Below are 18,554 nucleotides of genomic sequence, written 5' to 3' on the forward strand. Positions count from 1 at the left end.
TTCAGATAGCAGAGGGAACCTTCTGCTATCTCATAGCCACCTGTAATTCCAAGCCCGCAGCCATGATGTGATAGCTCCAGTGATTAATTACTGCCCTTTAGTTAAAAGCGCTGTCATAGCCTGATTAAACAGTCGCACCCATTTCATACTAAACTGCCCTTTGGCACTACGATTGATCTCAATTACCGCTTCTTTTTTAGAAAGCACATTATCTTCATTGTGCGCCCTTGGGTGCGTCATTGCGTCGTAGGTATCAACAATAGCAAGCAGCTTAGCGCCTTCACAGATATCGTCTTCTTTTATGCCTAGCGGATAACCGGTTCCATCGGTGCGCTCGTGATGCTGCATCACTATTTTACGGGCCATATCCCATTGGTCTAGGTGCTCTAAAAGACGCGCACTTTTGTAAACATGCGAGCGCATTAGGTTGAACTCGATGTCACTTAATTCATCGCCTTTGTGCAATAACTTTAATGGCATAAACGCCATGCCGAAATCATGAACATAACTGGCTACCGCCAGTTGGTCTTCGTCAATCGGCTTTTCCGCAACGTCGTTGATATACATAGCTAACTTAGCAATACGATCGCCCCTTCCCCCCCAATAATTAGAGCGACGTTCAATGGTTTGCATTAGGTCACGAAAAAACAAAATATCTTGTTTCTTTTCACTGCTAATGTCTTTTGGTATACCCGTTGCTGCTAATGTAGGTGGTTTTATCTGAACACTTTGCGGGTCATCATCATCGGCAACAATATCTAACGCCGGATTTAACAGTAAAACCGCTTCAGTAAGGCGCTTCTCGTGTTCCGCTGTATTTTCTGGTGTTACACGACCAATTGCCAATACCAGTTGATTATGGAGGTTATCGTCATACTCAGCTTTACCGTCAGCCATCACAGCCTCAACAAAGGCTTTAACCCTGTCCATAGTAAGCAGCACCAAGTCGCTCATAGTACTGGTATACGCTACCTGTCCCTTGCGCAAGTAATCGAGCAAGTCTTCGACATGCTGCAAGAGCGGGATCATGGGAGAGAAATTAACCAAGCCCAAGTCGCCTTTAATGGTGTGGATTGAGCGAAACAGAGCACGCTGCAGTTCGTTATCTTCAGGGCGAAGCTCTAGCTCAATCAAGGTTTGCTCGCTTGATTCGTAGAGTTCATTTATTTCCTCCATAAGGTCAGCAAGAATATCCTCTTCTAGGTCATCTGGAGTAAATGTCTGCATGTACTGGTTACCGAGTCAGGTTCAATTAAACTATTGCTTATTGTAATTCGGTATCGGCAAAATTTCCTCATACTAAAGGTGATAAAAGAGGAACTTTTACGAGTGATGTACCTTGTAAGCCTTAATGCTGTAAAAACTCATCGGACAAGTGTACGCTGAAACTTCATCTATACTGCGCGCGTCAATTGTATCTAGGAGTTGTTTTGATCGCTTTATTTCGCATACCGGCACTGTTTATCGCCTTTTTATTAATCAACATTATTTTGCTGATCATTTGTATTGTGCGCCCTTTTCATAAAGATAACGTGCATGCCGCCGGTAGTTTGTATTCGCTTATGGCTAAAATAGTGGGCCTCAAAATTGTTATACAAAGAGACCCCGCTGTAAAAACGAACGAGCCCTATGTTTTTATCGCTAATCATCAAAACAGCTTTGATGTAATTACAATTTGTAAAGCTGCCCTTCCCGGCGTGGTCACTATTGGCAAAAAAAGTTTGAAGTGGATCCCTATCTTCGGCCAAATTTATTGGCTGTCTGGGAACATCATGATCGATAGAAAAAATTCAGGAAAAGCGCGCAATACCTTGGATATTGCCGCCAACCGTATCGCTAAGAAGAGAACATCTGTTTGGCTATTTCCTGAAGGCACCAGAAGTTACGGAAGAGGTATACTGCCTTTTAAGCAAGGCGCATTTCGGTTAGCCAAAACCACCAATGAGCCGATTGTTATGGTAACGGCCAGTAACCTACACAATAAAGTAAAGTGGAATCGTTGGGACAACGGGATTGTGCTTATTGATATTTCTTCGCCTGAACCGCTAACGGAAGAGCGTTCGATCAAAGAGTGGATGGCGCACTTTAACGATGAAATGAAACAAAAGTTTGATGCGCTTAATACACAGGTCGATGAACTGGAAAAAAGCAGGTAAACTTGCGCCTAAATTGCTAACGAGTGTTTATTATGACCCAGTTCGATGAAAGAGAAGAGTGGTACGAGTTTAACCAAGAAACTATTGATGCCCTTCTAGAAGATGGCAGTCAAGCCGATGCCGACTACACCATTGAGCACCACTTCGCCAGCACCGACTTCGACGTGTTAGAAAAGGCAGCCGTTGATGCGTTCAAAGCCGGTTTTGAAGTGACAGATGCTGAAGAGCTCATGCTAGATGATGGCGAGACCATTTTTTGCTTCGACGCCGTGGTAGAAAGAAAGCTTAATATTGAAAAGCTTAATGCTGATTCAGACACTTTGCTAAAAATTGCCGACAAGCACGACGTGACCTACGATGGATGGGGTACGTACTTTGAACCGCGCGAGGAAGGTGAATACGAAGAAGAGGACCATTTCTTCGACGACTAAACCTAACCGCCTATTTCACAAGCTGAGGAGCCATTAAGTTACTCTTCAGCTTTTGTTCATCTTTTTTGATTAACAATGACCCTGTCATTATCGATTGGAAAAGGATGGACAGATGAAAAACTTAGTATTAACACTTACTGCATACTCTGCTATCGCCACATTACAGCTTGCGCTTGTATCACCTGCACATGCAAGTCCTGACAGTAAATCAGAAGATAAACAGGTTATCTCTACCGAATTCCGCTACGACCACCCCTTTGTAGCCGCTGAATCACTTTTGCCTAAAACAACAGACGTTCTGTCTAATAACAGTGTGGTTAAGCAATCTACCGATGACACTGGCACACAACAAAATACACTTAGTAAAACCGATAAGCATCAGCAACATTTGGGTGTAAACAAATCATCCAGCGACATTGTAGTAAGCAGCGTTAATGAGTTCTGGATCTATGAAAGCTGGGTAACGCTCGAACAAGATATTGATTACGATGGTTACCACTCTGCGTTTTCGATTGAATTTGATGCCGACACTATTTTTACTCGGGCACCGGTATACGCGGTATTGTATTTAGGTAAAGACGGTATTTACGAAGCCATCCACGTGTCGTCTGAGTTTTATATTTATTCAGAAGATTCAACCGATACCTTCACCATCGAAAGTTCGTTAATATCTGGCTTTCCACCTAGCGAATACGACATCTTGTTGGAACTTTACGATGCAGATACTGAAGTATTGGTGGCATTTACCGATGCCTATGACGACAGTGCATTGGCCTACCTCGCTCTTGAGAGTGAAAACAACGAATATATTGTAGAAGATTCGGTTGTGATAGTAGAAGAACACGGCGGAGCCTGGTCAGTACTTTCATTGTTTTTTCTAGGGGGGATTGTACTCAAAAGACGGTTAAACAAACCCTCTCGCCATTAATTTTCCCTTCTAAGTTCGCTCTCGCCAAAAGCTGTTTGAAACACAGCTTTTGGCTATTTCTTAAACTAAAGTCTAATATATAAGTTAACCCCTCTCTCTAATTGACGTTGATTCGCCAATGTACATAGAAAAACCGTACAAACTGACGCTTTCAAGTGGTGTAGTGCAATGAGTTTCAACAATGTTAACTTGTTTAATCTATTAGAAAACACGCAAATTGGCGTGGTTATTCACAATGCTTCTGGCGCTGTGGAGTATGCCAACCCTGCTGCTGCGTCGATGCTTAGTTTAAGCCTTGAAGAACTAAAAGACAAAAGCATGGATGTAGAGGCGTGGGAATTCATTGATAGGCAAAACCGACGGCTTTCCTACGATGAATTACCCGTAGTACGAGTGCTATCTACGGGCAAACCTGTAGATAATCAAATATTAGGCATTATCGACAAAACAATAGAAAAGACCGCTTGGTTTAATGTAAATGCCTACCCAGAGAAACATAGCGGAAACGGAATTACACCTCCCTTTGTCGTCGTTTACTTTACGAACATTACCACAAAAATAAACGACTTTTCCTATAAAGACATTGTGCAAAATTCACAAGACATGATCTTGGTGACAGAAGCGAAAAACATCAACGCCCCACTCTCTCCCAAGATCATTTACGCTAATGAAGCTCTCTGTAAACATACTGAGTATTCCTTAGAAGAATTAATAGGCGAAACGCCCAGAATTTTTCAAGGAACTTTAACAGACAAAGCGTCCACTGATCGCATTCGCCAAGCCCTTATCGAACAACATCCGTGTACGGAAACACTGTTGAACTATACAAAAACAGGCACACCGTTCTGGGTGCAAATGAACATATTCCCGCTGACTAACGATTTTGGTGAAGTTACACACTTTGCTGCTGTTCAGCGCAATGTAAGCGAGATGAAGTTTCAGTCTGAACAGCTTGATAAAAGAAACTCAGAGTTGAAACGAATAAAACACGATTTAGAAAGTTTAGTGCATGAACGCACAAGTGAACTACGCGACGCTAATCTCAAATTAGAAAAGCTGGCATATTTTGATGCCCTAACAAATATTCCCAACAGGCGTGCCTTTATGGATGCTTTCTCTAAGTCGTTAATGTTTGCCAAGCGCAACAGCTATGAAGTACTGGTAGGTATTGCTGATGTTGATCACTTTAAATCAATAAACGATAACTTAGGGCATGGGTTTGGTGATGAAGTATTAACCATCGTAGCGCAAACAATGCAGAGTTTTTTTCGCTCCGAAGACGCAATAGGCAGGATTGGAGGAGAAGAATTTGCTTTTTGCATTGTGCTTCTAAGCCAAGTTTCGCCCCACCAAATACTGGATAGACTTAGACAAAAAGTCAGCAAATTACACGAGACCCAGCCGCTTCTAAAAAGCCATAAAATCACGGTGAGCATTGGTGCAGTGCAAACAAATGAACTCCAGCACAAAAGCCCCAAACAACTTCTCACCTATGCCGATAAAGCGCTCTACAAAGCAAAAAATAGTGGAAGAAATACAGTGGAGTGCATTCAAGAAGGTGAGAATATTTCACCAATATCAGCGCCAAAGCCTTTAGACGATAAATCAAGAAAAGTGCTTTAATCGACATTAAAAAAGCGCCTACCGCTTACTCTAAACATTCTCGCGCCGCTAAACCCAACGATCCCTTAATGGCCCTTATAAACCATCATTCTTCGACGGTTGTATTTCTTCAACTTCCACCACCACCTTTTCTACAAGCTTGACTCTACCTTGCTTAACAAGCGCTTGTCTTAATACATACTCAATTTGTGCATTAACACTACGTAAATCATCAGCGGCCCACCTTTCCATAGCGGCAAGTACATTTTCATTTATCCGGAGAGGATACGCTTTTTTCTTTGCCAAAATAAAAACCTTATGTGCCGCTTTAAGTTGCTACGACACCATAATTAGAAACTAAACTTTATTAGTAAATTGTACCTGTATTAATAACAGGCTGCGTTGACTTATCACCGCACAGTACAACGAGGAGATTGCTGATCATGGTCGCTTTGCGCTCTTCATCTAACTCTACGACACCTTTTTCATTTAGTCGTTGAAGCGCCATTTCAACCGTTCCTACTGCGCCATCCACAATCTGTTTGCGTGCTGCGACAATAGCTGAGGCTTGTTGGCGTTGTAACATCGCGCTTGCGATTTCCTGCGCATAGGCAAGATGGCTAATACGAGACTCTAATATAGTGATCCCTGCTTTCGCTAAACGCGCCTGAATTTCTTCTTGTAACCGTTCTGAGATCTCTATCGGGTGGCTGCGAAGGGCCACTTCAGCTTGCTCATCATCGCGAGGGTCATAAGGAAAACTACTTGCCATATTACGAATAGCAGATTCACTCTGAATGCGAACAAAGCTTTCATAATCGTCTACGTCAAATACGGCTTCTGCAGTATCCGTGACTTTCCACACCACAATTGACGCAATTTCAATAGGGTTCCCTTGGTTGTCATTCACTTTAATTTTGGCGCTTTCGAAGTTTCTTATGCGAAGTGAGATATTGGTTCGGCGAAACAATGGAATGGTCCAGCGCAAACCTACATTGGACACGGTACCAACATAGCTACCAAAAAAAGTCATCACCTTGGCTTGATTCGGCTGCACCATAAAATACCCCATCCAGAGTGCACCAACCAGAAGACTTAAAATAATTCCGCCTTCGGGGCTTCCCCCAACGGCATAGAAAAAAGCCGCAGCCTGGGCAACTAATAAAACACAGATCATCAAATATCCGTTGACTGAGAAACCCTTCTTTTCTTGCATATCGATCACCTTTGATATCATTTTGATATCTTAACAATAGAAGCAAAGTCATATTTTGCCACCAATGAAGTGTTACCAGATATGTCAAACCCACTGCTGTATTAAGCTATTTTTAAACATTCCTTGGTAAGTCTATAAAATAGATGCCAGAATGTTATTTAGGATACTTCTTATACGGACTTTCATAATGCCTACTAAGCCTTGTAAGACCAATAATTCTTCTGCGGCACGTCGCACCTTACTCAAAGGCGGGCTAGCATTAGGGTTGACTGCAGGCATTACTCCCTTCGCTATCGGTAAAACAAAGCCCACGCTGCGTGTTATGGGTACTCACGTAACATTACAGGAAGCTATCCGACAGCGCGCTATCGAAGACTTAGGTATTAACATAGCGTTTGAACCTGGCGGCAGTGCCACTGTGCTGCAAAAGGCATCTATGAACCCTCAGTCGTTCGACTTATACGAGCAATGGTCAAATAGTATTAATGTTCTGTGGCGCGCAAAGGCTATTCAACCGATACAAAAAAAGCGCCTTCGCTATTGGGAAGAAATAAACGACTTAAGCAAAACCGGTAAGCTTACTGAAAATGCGCGTATGGGCGCCGGCGACGCGCCGCACAAGATTATTAATGTGCAAGAAGACGCCTCTTTAGGTGAAAAGCACACCGATGCCATCAGCTTTTTGCCTTACGTACATAACGTGGATTCATTTGGTTATGACAGGTCAAAGCTCCCGACTGAACTGCAGGGGCAAGAAGAAAGTTGGGGCTGGCTGCTAGATCGTCACTTTTCTGGAAAAGTCGGCATCGTAAATGACCCTACCATCGGATTATTCGATTTAGCATTAGCCGCGCAGGCGAAAGGTTTTATCACTTTCAAAGATATTGGTGCTATCACCGAATACGAGCTAGACGACTTGTTTAACCTGCTTATAGAGTTAAATCAGTTGAGTCACTTTAGCGGTTTTTGGACATCGGTTCCTGAATCCGTTGAATTTATGAAAAGTGGTCGTGTCGCAGTTGAAAGCATGTTCTCACCCGCGGTCTCCGCACTGAATGGTCAAAATATTCCCGTCACTTTCGCGGCTCCAAAAGAGGGATACCGAGGGTGGCACGGGGTAATGTGCCTTTCTTCTGCTACCCAAGGCAGAGTGAAAGATGTAGCCTATGAATATATGAACTGGTGGCTGTCGGGTTGGCCGGGTGCATTCATAGCAAGGCAGGGGTATTACATTTCGAACCCCCAACGTTCTGCAGAATATTTATCGCAGGCTGAGTGGGACTACTGGTATAAGGGCAAAGTTGCTTCTGAACCACTAAAAGGCACTGATGGCAAAGTGAGTGTACAAAAAGGCGCACAACGAACTGGTGGCAGTTACGAAGAACGATTCAGTAATGTTGCAGTTTGGAATACGGTTATGCCAAGCTATGAATATAGCTTACAAAAATGGTACGAATTTATCACTGCATGACGCAGTGTAATACCGCTTCTTAAATGGAATAAGGTTCCCCGAGCTCATATGTTATCGTCAATCCGAGTACAGCTTATAACAGTATTACTTGCCTTAGTTGCACTAATACTTGCTCAAGGCTTCGTAGCGCGAAAAAACCAAGAGGTTTTAAATAAAGGCGTGGCATCCGCGGCTAAAGCCGTCATTGATGTAGGCATTGTAAAAGAGCTTGAACGGGACGTTGTCGACCTTCAGCGTAATGTTTTAATCTTCAAAGAAAATGCAAGTAAGTCGGCTATAACCCGTTTTAGCCGCCTGATGGTTACCATTAACAGCAAGCTCGATAAACTTGCAGAGGTTAACGAGCATTCCAATCAAAAAGACGACAGCAATCAAATTCTCAGTAGAATGAGAGAGCACCTAAACGCTTATCAAGAGAACTTCTCTCAGGTTGTTGAAGCGCGCTCAGAAAGAGACAATCTCGTCGATCAAGGGACTATGTCTGATATTACCTTGCTTGAAAGTGAACTCGATAAGGCACTAGCGAAAGGAGAGGTTTCAGCGACTTCTGTAGAAGATGCAAAGATCATTCTAATTCAAACAGAAAATGCAATGTTAAAATACTTGATGAAGCCTGATATGAGATTCATCAAGACATTCAATGACTCTGTTGACGCTTTAATGCACATATCCTTCTCTGCCAATGCTGGACTGCAGCAGCGCGTGGAGCGAATTATAGGCAGAATAAAAAACGACTTTTTTAAACTGACTCAAATAACACAAGGCAATCTTTTTCTGGTTAATGTAGTGATGGCAGGCTCTGCTAATGAGTTTCTCTATTTAAGCGGCGAATTAGCAAAAAAAGTTAGTACTCACTCAGAGGTTGTTACACAGCGTACTTACCAAATAGCAGAGAAAACACAGCGTAATGGTGAGCTCTTTTCTCTATTTGCGATTTTGCTTGCTTTAGCCGCTGCACTGTTTTCAACATTTCGTATCCTTGGCCCAATCCGCTCTATTACCGAAGTTTTCAACAAGCTCGCGGAAGGCGTGCAAATCTCCAATATTCCGGGCAGTAGTCGCAAAGACGAAATAGGAAAGCTAGCCAGAGCCGCTCTTGTATTCAGTGATAAAAACCGAGAAACGGAAAAGCTATTAAACGAAGCGAGATCGATGAACTCTCAGCTGGAAAACTTAAACAAGGTCATCACCGAATCTAAAGTAAAAGCCGAGCAGGCTACCGCATCTAAAAGCATGTTTTTAGCGAATATGAGCCATGAAATTCGTACCCCCATGAATGGTATCATTGGCCTGATAGAACTAGCCCAACAGCAAGAAATATCACCAACAGTACGAGGCTATCTTGATAAAGCTTCGTACTCTGGGCAAATATTACTGAGCGTAATTAACGACATTCTGGACTTTTCAAAGATTGAAGCAGGCGAATTGAAGATAGAAGAGGTTAGCTTTTCACTGCACTCGCTATTTGACAACCTCATCGCGGTAATAGCGCTACGCGCAAAAGAAAAAAATCTATCTGTTCATTTTACAGTTAACCCTAGCATACCACCTCAGGTTATAGGCGATCCGTTGCGCATTGCTCAAATTATTATGAACATTGGCAACAACGCCGTGAAATTTACCGAACAAGGGCGTATAGATATAGAGTTTGACGGTAACTTGAATGAAAAAGGTAACCTACTAAACCTCATTATGCGAATTACCGACTCAGGTATAGGCATGAGCCCAGCGCAGCTCGATAAAATATTTAAGCCTTTTACACAGGCTGATGGCTCAACTAACCGCAAATACGGCGGTACTGGATTAGGCCTTGCCATTGTCAGCCAGCTTACTGAGCTTATGGATGGACGCATTCATGCAACCTCTACTATGGGGAAAGGCAGTAGATTCGAGGTTGAGCTTCCTCTTAAAGCATTTAAGAATCAGCCAGGGGTGTTACAAAACTCCCCACAGTTGCCTACTAATAGCCTTTACGTAACTGAATCGCCGTTACTCCCAGAAGCCTATTGCACTCAAATTCAGCTGTCGACAGCATCAAGTATGTCAATTGAAGATGCTAAAGATGCTACTACTCTCCCCGACCATATTGTTGTCGATGTTCATGAATTTAGCTTGTTTAGGAAAAATATTAGCTGGCTGAACAGCCTTTTAGAAAGCGGAAAGTCAGTAGGCTTAGTGATGGAGAGCGCTGGCAGTGCCCTGCAGTCTAAATATGACTCGCTGTGGAAAGGCCCCTTAATTATGCACCCTTTCACACCCGCCCAATTTGAACGTTTTGTACACCAAATAATCGCAAAAGATGCTAATTATCAAAGCCAAGAATATAAAGAGGAACCCGAGAGCTCGAATCTTGAAGGGCACATATTGCTCGTAGAGGATAATAATATAAACCAACTCGTTACCGGTGAAATTCTAACAAACCTAGGACTTACGTTTGATATTGCTGAAGATGGTAAGCAAGCAGTACAAAAAGTAGAAAACGCCCCTCAGTACGATTTAATTTTAATGGACGTGCAAATGCCGGTGATGGACGGATATGAAGCTACCAAACAACTTCGCGAGAAAGGCTTTACCGGCGTGCCAATCATTGGACTATCAGCCAATGCCATGAAAGAAGATAAACAAAGCGCGATAGACGCTGGTATGAATGATTATTTGACCAAACCTATTAAGCAAAAGTCGCTGATAAGTATGCTCAGAGAATATTTAGGCAAGTAATAATAACCGACCTGTATTCTAGATCGCATAGTTTTTGGATATGCGATAGCCGAGCAAGCTGTTATCGTTTATTTAAACTGCCAACAAAAAAGGGTTACCTATTGGTAACCCTTTTACTATTCGCTCGCTTAACTGCTCCTTGTACGGGCAATCAATGGGCAATTACATTAAGCTTTACAGCGCTTTAATGGTCTCGAACTGCTCTTTAAGTTTGGCTAGGGCTTTTTCACCCTCTTCCAACTTAGCGCGTTCTTTTTCAATTACCGCTTCTGGCGCATTACTTACGAACTTCTCGTTACCCAACTTGCCACGAGTACGAGATACGTCTTTCTCGATTTTCTCCATGGCTTTAGTAATACGAGCAAGCTCTGCGTCTTTGTCGATAAGCCCTGCCATTGGGATAAGAATTTCCATCTCACCCACAAGCGCTGTTGCGCTGGCTGGCGCTTCTTCACCGTCTTTCAATACAGTAACGGTTTCAAGCTTAGAAAGCTTATCGAGGAATGCCTTAGCCGCATCAAGACGACGTGCGTCTTCGTCGCTAACGTTTTTAAGTAGCGCATTAAGCGGTTTGTTTGGCGAGATATCCATTTCACCACGGATATTACGAATACCCACGATAAACTTCTTCACCCACTCGATATCAGCAAGTACTTTGTCGTCTTGTTTCGCTTCATCAACTTCAGGGAATGCCTGAACCATAATGCTTGCGCCCTCTTCCACTTTAAGTGCACTCAGAGGCACAACGCGCTGCCAGATAGTGTCGGTGATAAATGGCATTAACGGGTGCAATAAGCGAAGCAGGCTTTCAAGTACGTTAATAAGCGTATGACGCGTACCGCGCTTTTCAGCTTCGGTGCTGGCGTCATTGTTAAGCACTGGCTTAGTTAGCTCTAGATACCAGTCACAGAACTGGTTCCAAGTGAACTCGTAAACGGTTTGCGCAGCAATGTCGAAACGGTAGTCTTCAAGCGCTTTTTCAAACTCAACTAGCGTTTGTTGGAACTTAGCCCAAATCCAGCGATCCGCCATGCTAAGCACCATTTCGCCACCGTCACGACCTGTATCGTGCTCTTCTGCGTTCATCAATACGAAACGCGATGCGTTCCAAATCTTGTTGCAGAAGTTGCGATAGCCTTCAACACGGGCCATATCAAAGTTGATATCACGGCTGGTTGACGCCATAGCTGCAAAAGTAAAGCGCAGTGCGTCTGTACCGTAGGCCTGAATACCATCAGGGAATTGCTTGCGAGTGCGCTTAGCAATCTTCTCAGCGAGCTGAGGCTGCATCATGCCAGCAGTGCGTTTAGTGACTAGCGACTCAATATCAATACCGTCAATCAAATCGATGGGGTCAAGCACATTGCCCTTCGACTTTGACATTTTATCGCCGTTCTCATCGCGGATAAGACCAGTAATGTAGATGTCTTTAAACGGAATTTTGCCCGTGAACTTCTTGGTCATCATGATCATTCTGGCAACCCAGAAAAAGATGATGTCAAAGCCGGTTACTAGCACTGAAGACGGTACAAAGGTTTCTAGATCTGGCGTTTCTTCTGGCCAGCCCATAGTCGCGAACGGCCATAGTGCGCTTGAGAACCAGGTATCTAGTACATCATCGTCTTGTGAAAGGGTTACGTCACTGCCAAGACCGTGCTTCTCGCGCACTTCTTCTTCAGTGCGACCAACAAAAACCTTGCCGTTTTCGTCGTACCACGCTGGAATGCGGTGTCCCCACCACAGCTGACGCGAAATACACCAGTCTTGAATGTTGTGCATCCACTGATAGTAAGTCTTGTTCCAGTTCTCTGGCACAAAGCGAATTTCGCCGCTTTCAACCGCTTCAATTGCAGGTTTAGCAAGAGACTCAACGGCTACATACCACTGGTCAGTTAGGTATGGTTCAATTACCGCCCCCGTTCTGTCGCCGCGCGGCACTTTAAGCTTGTGCGGCTCAATTTTAACCAAAGAACCTTGGGCTTCTAGGTCAGCAACAATTTGCTTACGGGCATCGAAGCGATCTAAACCGCGATACGCTTCTGGAGCATCATCATTAATTTTCGCATCGTCGGTAAGAATGTTGATCATAGGCAAGTTATGACGCTTACCCATATCGTAGTCGTTGAAGTCGTGAGCAGGGGTAATTTTAACGCAGCCTGTACCGAATTCTTGGTCTACATAGTCATCGGCGATAACCGGAATTAAACGGCCAGTAATCGGTAGCTTAATTTCTTTGCCGATAAAGCCTTGATAACGCTCGTCATCTGGGTGTACCGCAACGGCAGTGTCACCAAGCATGGTTTCTGGGCGCGTTGTCGCAACTACTAGTTCACCGCTACCATCTGCAAGTGGGTAGCGCATGTGCCACATGTGGCCGTCTTCTTCTTCGTTCAGTACTTCAAGATCAGATACTGCAGTGTGAAGCACTGGATCCCAGTTAACCAAACGCTTACCGCGGTAAATAAGGCCTTCTTCGTGTAGCTTAACGAACACTTCAGTTACGGCTTTAGACAGGTCTTCGTCCATGGTGAACACTTCGCGAGACCAGTCAGGTGACGTACCTAAACGGCGCATTTGACCGGTGATCGTACCGCCACTGTGCTCTTTCCATTCCCACACTTTTTTGATGAAGTCTTCGCGACCTAAATCGTGGCGCGTCTTGCCTTCAGCGTTAAGTTGGCGTTCTACCACCATTTGTGTAGCAATACCGGCGTGGTCAGTACCCACTTGCCATAGCGTATTGTCGCCCTTCATGCGGTGATAACGGGTTAAGGCGTCCATAATGGTTTGTTGGAAACCATGGCCCATGTGAAGGCTACCGGTAACGTTTGGTGGCGGGAGCAAAATACAATAAGGGTCGCCGCTACCTGAAGCTTTAAATAAACCCGCCTCTTCCCATGACTTGTAGCATTGCTGCTCGATGGACTGCGGTTCGAAGGTTTTATCCATTACACACTCTCAAATTGAAGCTAAACGCGAATGACTTATGCAGATTTAAACTGCATGTTGCATCCAGCTTGCTGATAGTTTTTGTATCTTACCCGCGCGGCCTGTTTGGCGTTCTCGTCCACGGGTACAAAATCGATGATTTGACGATGCAGGTTGGGTGAGGGCACCATACCGGACCCCACATTCACCACCATTTGTCGTCTGGCTACCTGCTCTGGCCGCCAACAAATTTCCACCGGCGTTCCCGATTGCGGCCCTTCACCATAAAGGTTATGGGGAACAAAGCGGTCAGCCGGCAGCTGCCACAACAATTCATCAACTTCTTCAGCCTGCGCCTGTGTATCGCACAGCACGCTAATTTTTTGCTTGTTAGCAAACGCTGAGGCAATAACTTCGCTGGCGCGGCCTGCCACGCCGTTATCACTGCTGGTAAGTTGATAAAATATCACTTGTGGCATGAATGATTAGTCCTCTAACTTGATATCAGCGCGGTTCATTAGGAACTGAGACAGCATAGGCACTGGACGGCCTGTTGCGCCTTTGTTCTTACCACTGCGCCATGCCGTACCGGCAATATCAAGGTGAGCCCAGTTGTACTTCTTAGTGAAGCGCGACAAGAAACAACCTGCGGTAATTGACCCTGCTGGGCGACCACCAAGGTTTGTCATGTCGGCAAATGGGCTTTCAAGCTGCTCTTGATAATCGTCCCATAGCGGTAAACGCCATGCGCGATCAGAACTTTGCTCTGATGCATTAAGTAGTTCGTGAGCAAGCGGGTTGTGCGTGCTCATTACCGCTGTTGCATGGTGACCAAGTGCGATAATCGCTGCGCCAGTTAGCGTGGCTACGTCAATCACTAGCTCTGGGTCGAAGCGCTCTACATAGGTTAACGCATCGCACAATACCAAACGGCCTTCGGCATCAGTATTTAGTACTTCAACGGTTTGACCCGACATAGTCGTTAGTATGTCACCCGGACGGTACGCCTTGCCATCTGGCATGTTTTCACAGCCTGCCAATACGCCAATAACGTTAATTGGCAGATTCAGCGCCGCGATAGTGTGCATAGTACCCAGTACGCCTGCAGCACCACCCATGTCGTACTTCATTTCATCCATGGCTTCGCCAGGCTTAATTGAAATACCACCTGAATCGAAGGTAAGACCTTTACCTACAAGCACAATTGGCGCTTGATCAGCAGGGCCACCGCGGTGATGCATAATGCTCATCATGCTTTCATTTGCAGAGCCACGGCCAACGGCAAGATAAGACTGCATGCCCAGCTCTGCCATTTGGGTTTCATCTACCACTTCAGCAGTTACGCTGTCATACTGACTCGCCAATTCTTGCGCCTGCTGCCACAGGTACGCTGGGTTACAGATGTTTGGCGGCATGTTAGCGACGTCTTTGGTTACTTTCGCACCACGGGCTACGGCTAAACCATGCTCAACTGCACGTTCGCCAACCGTTAATTCACGGCGTGTAGGTACGTTAAATACAATTTTACGCAGTGGGCGACGTGGTTCGCCTTTCTTGGTTTTAAGCTGCATAAAGGTGTAAAGCGTGTCTTCAGTTGCTTCTACTGCCTGACGTACTTTCCAGTAGGTATCGCGACCTTTAACGTGAAGTTCGGTAAGGAAACATACCGCTTCCATCGAGCCTGTTTCATTCAATGTTTGAATGGTTTTGGCAATAATGTTTTTGTACTGACGCTCGTCTAATTCGCGCTCTTTACCACAACCGACTAAAAGCACGCGCTCGCTTAGTACATTTGGCACGTTGTGTAGCAACAACATTTGGCCCGCTTTACCTTCAAGGTCGCCACGGCGTAACAAGTTGCTGATATAACCTTCACTGATTTCGTCTAGCTGTTCAGCCACTGCCGTTAGGCGGCGCGGCTCGAAGACACCCACAACAATACATGCGCTGCGTTGTTTTTCAGGACTGCCACTTTTTACACTAAACTCCACGATATCACCTCGCTTTTCGTCGTTTATGGTTTGCACGATGACTAAAATCACGTAACGTTTCGCGCTGCTTTATGTTTTAATACGCAGCATAACTTTTTAGTTCGCTGCAATTCACGCTTAAAGACCTATTGAATATAGGTTAAATTTGCGTCAAAACACCATGCAAACGGTTTATGATTGCAGGCAAAACTTGTAAAAACGGTAAGTTTAAACAAAATTGTGCTTTCTTTCACTAAAATTCCTAATTTTCCGGAAGGGCTGAGATGCTGATATTCCGCTATTTACTTAAGGAAACGCTGAAATCTCAGTTAGCGATTTTCTTTATCCTAATGGCAATTTTTGTCACCTTGCGATTTGTGCGCGTGTTGGGCGATGCGTCAGACGGTGATATCCCCGCTGGGCTAGTGCTTGGCTTCCTAGGTTTATATGCCCCTATCCTCTCTTCATTGGTGCTGCCCATCAGTGCTTATCTGGGTATTATGCTGGCACACGGCAGGCTGTATGTAGACAGTGAAATGACCGTAATGCGTGCCTGCGGTATTAGTGAATGGTACGTCACTAGAGTAATGCTGTTTTTATCAGTACTTATCATGATAGTCACAGGCGCAATTACCCTTTATTTCGCGCCATTAGCGGCTGAAAACGAATATCAGCTACGCGAAAAAGCCCGCAACGAAGCCGGAATCTCGGCGCTAATGCCGGGTAGATTCCAGCAAACGGGTAACGAAAAAGCGGTTATTTTTGTTCACGATGTAGACAATAAAGATAAACTACAACGAGTGTTTTTATCGCAAAATCAAACAGATGATAGCGAAGGCGAGGTGCGCGTTGTGTATGCACAAACCGGCGAAGTCGCTAATAACCCAGACGGCACTAGAAACTTGGTGTTAAAAGAAGGGGTACAGTACGAAGGAAAGCAATCTGAAAAGGCTTTCCGCAAAGTAGAATTTGACGAATACCAAATTCAGATTGCCGATAAACCTGCCGACGAAACTCGTCGTAAGGTAAGCGTACTGCCTACTGACGAACTGTGGGAAGACGACAGTATTGAGGCCAGAGCCGAGCTTCAGTGGCGTATTGCCATACCGCTTTCCATACCATTTTTAGTGCTGATTGCGGTTCCGCTGAGCGCGGTAGACCCGCGTCAGGGGCGCTTTGGTAAAATGTTCCCTGCCATCCTGCTTTACTTGGGATACTTCTTATTGCTACTAGCAAGTAGACGAGTGCTTGAAGACGGCAAAATGCCACCTCAGCTTGGCTTGTGGTGGGTACATACCATCATGCTGATTATCGGTGTCATGCTAATTGTGCGAGACAGAAAAACTGGCACTGAGCTGCGCGCCTGGGTATTGGGGAAAAAGTAGATGTTTAAGATCCTCGATTTATATATCGCCCGTACGCTGTTAGGCACAATTACCGTTACGCTTAGCGTACTTATTGGCTTAAGCGCGCTCATTAAATTTGTAGAACAGCTGCGAAAAATTGGCGAAGGCGACTATGACATGCTGGTCGCTTTTATCTACGTATTGCTAAGCTTGCCTCGCGACTTAGAGCAGTTCTTCCCTATGGCAACATTGTTAGGCGGCCTTATTGGTATGGGCGTACTGGCGAGTAACAGCGAACTGGTAGTAATGCAGGCCGCCGGTATGAGCCGCTGGAACATCATAAACTCAGCCATGAAATCGACCCTTGTAATGATTTTATTGGTAATGGCCGTTGGCGAGTGGGTAACCCCGTACAGTGAAACCAAGGCAAAACAGATAAGAACTGAAGCTATTTCAGGCGGTAGTTTATTTTCTTCCGATAAGCTGGTGTGGGCAAAAGATGGCGACCGATTTGTAAGCATAGGTCAGGTGTTAAGCCAAGACTCTCTCAAAGATGTGAGCATATTTAGCTTTAACCCTGACTTGTCGCTAGAGAGCATTACTCACGCTAAAAATGGGGCCTTCGACGGCGACGGTTGGTGGCTAAGCGACGTTGAAGTAACCAAGTTTACTGAAACGAATGTTACGGTAGATGAAAATAACCGCATGCGTTGGAATTCAACACTGACACCCGACAAATTAGGCATTGTTGCGGTTAAGCCAGAGGCTTTATCTATTACTGGGCTGCTGGATTACGTGAACTACCTAGAAAATAACGACCAAGACCCTTCTCGTTATCAACTCGCCTTGTGGCGCAAGGTATTCCAACCTATTTCGGTAGGCGTAATGCTGTTAATGGCATTGTCGTTCATCTTTGGCCCGCTGCGTAGCGTTACAATGGGCGCACGCGTGATCATGGGCGTACTGACAGGCTTCGGCTTCTTTATTCTTAATGAAGTATTTGGCCCAGTGAGTTTAGTCTATCAGCTGCCTCCGTTCTTAGGGGCTTTACTACCAAGTCTACTTTTCGCAGCTGTCGCAGGTGTAATGCTTAAACGCTGATAAAACTATCTACGCTCGGCTAGTTAAGTCAAAGCATAAAAAAGAGGCATCTTGCAGCCTCTTTTTTATGCTTTTTTAGTGCCCTACAAGGTTTTTACCAGCTCTTGTGGTCGTTCGCTTCTTTGGTCAACTTCAACACTTCGGTCTTTGCCAGTCGGTCTTGCAGTGATTGTTTATTTTTAAAATCAAACAATACAAGTAAGGTGCCTAGACCACCCAACGATGCTATCAGGCGAATGAACAAGCGCGGCCATGTCATAGGCTCTTCAACCGTGCTATAAATACGTAAACGCCAAGCTCGCATACCAAGCGTTTGCCCGCCCCTGCGCCAAAACCACAAGAAGAACCCAGCTATCCACAAACCCACCCACGTTTGAATAAGCAGTTTATAACCAAAAGAAGCCTGAATAAGATCAGCAGGCTCCGCATAACCCTGTAAATCGAGCGTACCGTTTTTTAACATAACCACCAGGGTTACTATCATCACCATGGCCGCACACATGCCTACAGCAGTAGCCACTAGCGTATCGTAAATCATTGCCAATAAACGTCTAACAAATCCAGCTCGCTCAAGTGATGAACTGTCTGATTCTGAGTTAGGCGCGTTTTTATCATCCTTCGCCTTTAAGTGATTAGATGATGAGGACTTCTTCTTGGCTTTTTTGTCGTGTCTCGCCACGGGTATCT

15 protein-coding genes are annotated in these 18,554 nt (G+C 44.8%); 8 read left to right on the forward strand and 7 right to left on the reverse strand.

Annotated elements, in window-relative coordinates; all coding sequences use genetic code 11:
* Positions 1–87: 87 nt before the first annotated feature.
* Positions 88–1,227, reverse strand: coding sequence for an HD-GYP domain-containing protein (locus RJ41_RS07820; protein WP_039219004.1), 1,140 nt, complete (start codon positions 1,225–1,227; stop codon positions 88–90).
* A gap of 203 nt (positions 1,228–1,430) precedes the next feature.
* Here RJ41_RS07820 and RJ41_RS07825 point away from each other — a divergent pair, with 203 nt between their 5' ends.
* The 4 genes from RJ41_RS07825 (at position 1,431) to RJ41_RS07840 (ending at position 5,138) form a co-directional block, all read left to right on the forward strand.
* Entirely contained in the window at positions 1,431–2,156 is a 726-nt protein-coding gene (locus tag RJ41_RS07825) for a 1-acylglycerol-3-phosphate O-acyltransferase (RefSeq protein WP_039219006.1), read from the forward strand.
* A 32-nt stretch (positions 2,157–2,188) separates the two neighbouring features.
* Complete coding sequence (rraB, locus tag RJ41_RS07830; protein ID WP_039219009.1) at positions 2,189–2,587, forward strand: ribonuclease E inhibitor RraB; 399 nt, start codon at positions 2,189–2,191, stop codon at positions 2,585–2,587.
* Between the two features lie 112 nt (positions 2,588–2,699).
* Positions 2,700–3,515, forward strand: coding sequence for a choice-of-anchor H family protein (locus RJ41_RS07835; RefSeq protein ID WP_039219011.1), 816 nt, complete (start codon positions 2,700–2,702; stop codon positions 3,513–3,515).
* A 168-nt stretch (positions 3,516–3,683) separates the two neighbouring features.
* The gene (locus tag RJ41_RS07840; RefSeq protein ID WP_039219016.1) at positions 3,684–5,138 is read left to right on the forward strand and encodes a sensor domain-containing diguanylate cyclase; all 1,455 of its coding nucleotides are present in this window, start codon (positions 3,684–3,686) and stop codon (positions 5,136–5,138) included.
* A gap of 75 nt (positions 5,139–5,213) precedes the next feature.
* Here the strand turns inward: RJ41_RS07840 and RJ41_RS07845 are convergent, their stop codons facing one another.
* Positions 5,214–5,423 carry a type II toxin-antitoxin system antitoxin gene (locus RJ41_RS07845; RefSeq protein ID WP_039219018.1) on the reverse strand — a complete coding sequence of 70 codons (210 nt, stop codon included), beginning with the start codon at positions 5,421–5,423 and terminating at the stop codon, positions 5,214–5,216.
* Between the two features lie 61 nt (positions 5,424–5,484).
* On the reverse strand, positions 5,485–6,333 hold the full coding sequence (locus RJ41_RS07850; protein WP_039219019.1) for an SPFH domain-containing protein: 849 nt from the start codon (positions 6,331–6,333) through the stop codon (positions 5,485–5,487).
* A 187-nt stretch (positions 6,334–6,520) separates the two neighbouring features.
* On the opposite strand from RJ41_RS07850, the gene RJ41_RS07855 reads away from it, so the two are divergent.
* Positions 6,521–7,804 (forward strand): ABC transporter substrate-binding protein, encoded by a 1,284-nt coding sequence (locus RJ41_RS07855; RefSeq protein WP_039219021.1) that lies wholly within the window; start codon positions 6,521–6,523, stop codon positions 7,802–7,804.
* A gap of 48 nt (positions 7,805–7,852) precedes the next feature.
* Positions 7,853–10,522, forward strand: coding sequence for a hybrid sensor histidine kinase/response regulator (locus tag RJ41_RS07860; protein ID WP_039219024.1), 2,670 nt, complete (start codon positions 7,853–7,855; stop codon positions 10,520–10,522).
* A gap of 174 nt (positions 10,523–10,696) precedes the next feature.
* On the opposite strand, the gene RJ41_RS07865 is transcribed toward RJ41_RS07860, so the two are convergent.
* From RJ41_RS07865 to pepA, 3 genes are read right to left on the reverse strand one after another with little or no spacing between them, the layout of a single operon-like run.
* Positions 10,697–13,471, reverse strand: coding sequence for a valine--tRNA ligase (locus RJ41_RS07865; RefSeq protein ID WP_039219025.1), 2,775 nt, complete (start codon positions 13,469–13,471; stop codon positions 10,697–10,699).
* Positions 13,472–13,506: 35 nt separating this feature from the next.
* The gene (locus RJ41_RS07870) at positions 13,507–13,929 is read right to left on the reverse strand and encodes a DNA polymerase III subunit chi (protein ID WP_039219026.1); all 423 of its coding nucleotides are present in this window, start codon (positions 13,927–13,929) and stop codon (positions 13,507–13,509) included.
* Positions 13,930–13,935: 6 nt separating this feature from the next.
* Positions 13,936–15,441 carry a leucyl aminopeptidase gene (gene pepA, locus RJ41_RS07875; protein WP_039219202.1) on the reverse strand — a complete coding sequence of 502 codons (1,506 nt, stop codon included), beginning with the start codon at positions 15,439–15,441 and terminating at the stop codon, positions 13,936–13,938.
* A gap of 263 nt (positions 15,442–15,704) precedes the next feature.
* Here pepA and lptF point away from each other — a divergent pair, with 263 nt between their 5' ends.
* Together lptF and lptG are read left to right on the forward strand one after the other, a co-directional pair.
* Positions 15,705–16,805, forward strand: a complete 1,101-nt coding sequence (lptF, locus tag RJ41_RS07880) for an LPS export ABC transporter permease LptF (RefSeq protein ID WP_039219027.1) — start codon at positions 15,705–15,707, stop codon at positions 16,803–16,805.
* Positions 16,806–17,867 (forward strand): LPS export ABC transporter permease LptG, encoded by a 1,062-nt coding sequence (gene lptG, locus RJ41_RS07885; RefSeq protein WP_039219029.1) that lies wholly within the window; start codon positions 16,806–16,808, stop codon positions 17,865–17,867. It begins immediately after the preceding gene.
* A 94-nt stretch (positions 17,868–17,961) separates the two neighbouring features.
* Here lptG and RJ41_RS07890 read toward each other — a convergent pair whose 3' ends face one another.
* Entirely contained in the window at positions 17,962–18,546 is a 585-nt protein-coding gene (locus RJ41_RS07890; RefSeq protein ID WP_084081786.1) for an RDD family protein, read from the reverse strand.
* Positions 18,547–18,554 lie beyond the last annotated feature (8 nt).

The sequence above is a fragment of the Alteromonas marina genome (assembly GCF_000808575.1).
In the GTDB taxonomy this organism is placed as follows: domain Bacteria; phylum Pseudomonadota; class Gammaproteobacteria; order Enterobacterales; family Alteromonadaceae; genus Alteromonas; species Alteromonas marina_A.

Excerpts from the sequence above, each read along its gene's own strand:
- RJ41_RS07820 (WP_039219004.1), bottom strand. The coding sequence starts at position 1,227 with ATGCAGACATTTACTCCAGATGACCTAGAAGAGGATATTCTTGCTGAC.
- rraB (WP_039219009.1), top strand. The coding sequence starts at position 2,189 with ATGACCCAGTTCGATGAAAGAGAAGAGTGGTACGAGTTTAACCAAGAA.
- RJ41_RS07835 (WP_039219011.1), top strand. The coding sequence starts at position 2,700 with ATGAAAAACTTAGTATTAACACTTACTGCATACTCTGCTATCGCCACA.
- RJ41_RS07840 (WP_039219016.1), top strand. The coding sequence starts at position 3,684 with ATGAGTTTCAACAATGTTAACTTGTTTAATCTATTAGAAAACACGCAA.
- RJ41_RS07850 (WP_039219019.1), bottom strand. The coding sequence starts at position 6,333 with ATGCAAGAAAAGAAGGGTTTCTCAGTCAACGGATATTTGATGATCTGT.
- RJ41_RS07855 (WP_039219021.1), top strand. The coding sequence starts at position 6,521 with ATGCCTACTAAGCCTTGTAAGACCAATAATTCTTCTGCGGCACGTCGC.
- RJ41_RS07860 (WP_039219024.1), top strand. The coding sequence starts at position 7,853 with ATGTTATCGTCAATCCGAGTACAGCTTATAACAGTATTACTTGCCTTA.
- RJ41_RS07865 (WP_039219025.1), bottom strand. The coding sequence starts at position 13,471 with ATGGATAAAACCTTCGAACCGCAGTCCATCGAGCAGCAATGCTACAAG.
- RJ41_RS07870 (WP_039219026.1), bottom strand. The coding sequence starts at position 13,929 with ATGCCACAAGTGATATTTTATCAACTTACCAGCAGTGATAACGGCGTG.
- lptF (WP_039219027.1), top strand. The coding sequence starts at position 15,705 with ATGCTGATATTCCGCTATTTACTTAAGGAAACGCTGAAATCTCAGTTA.
- lptG (WP_039219029.1), top strand. The coding sequence starts at position 16,806 with ATGTTTAAGATCCTCGATTTATATATCGCCCGTACGCTGTTAGGCACA.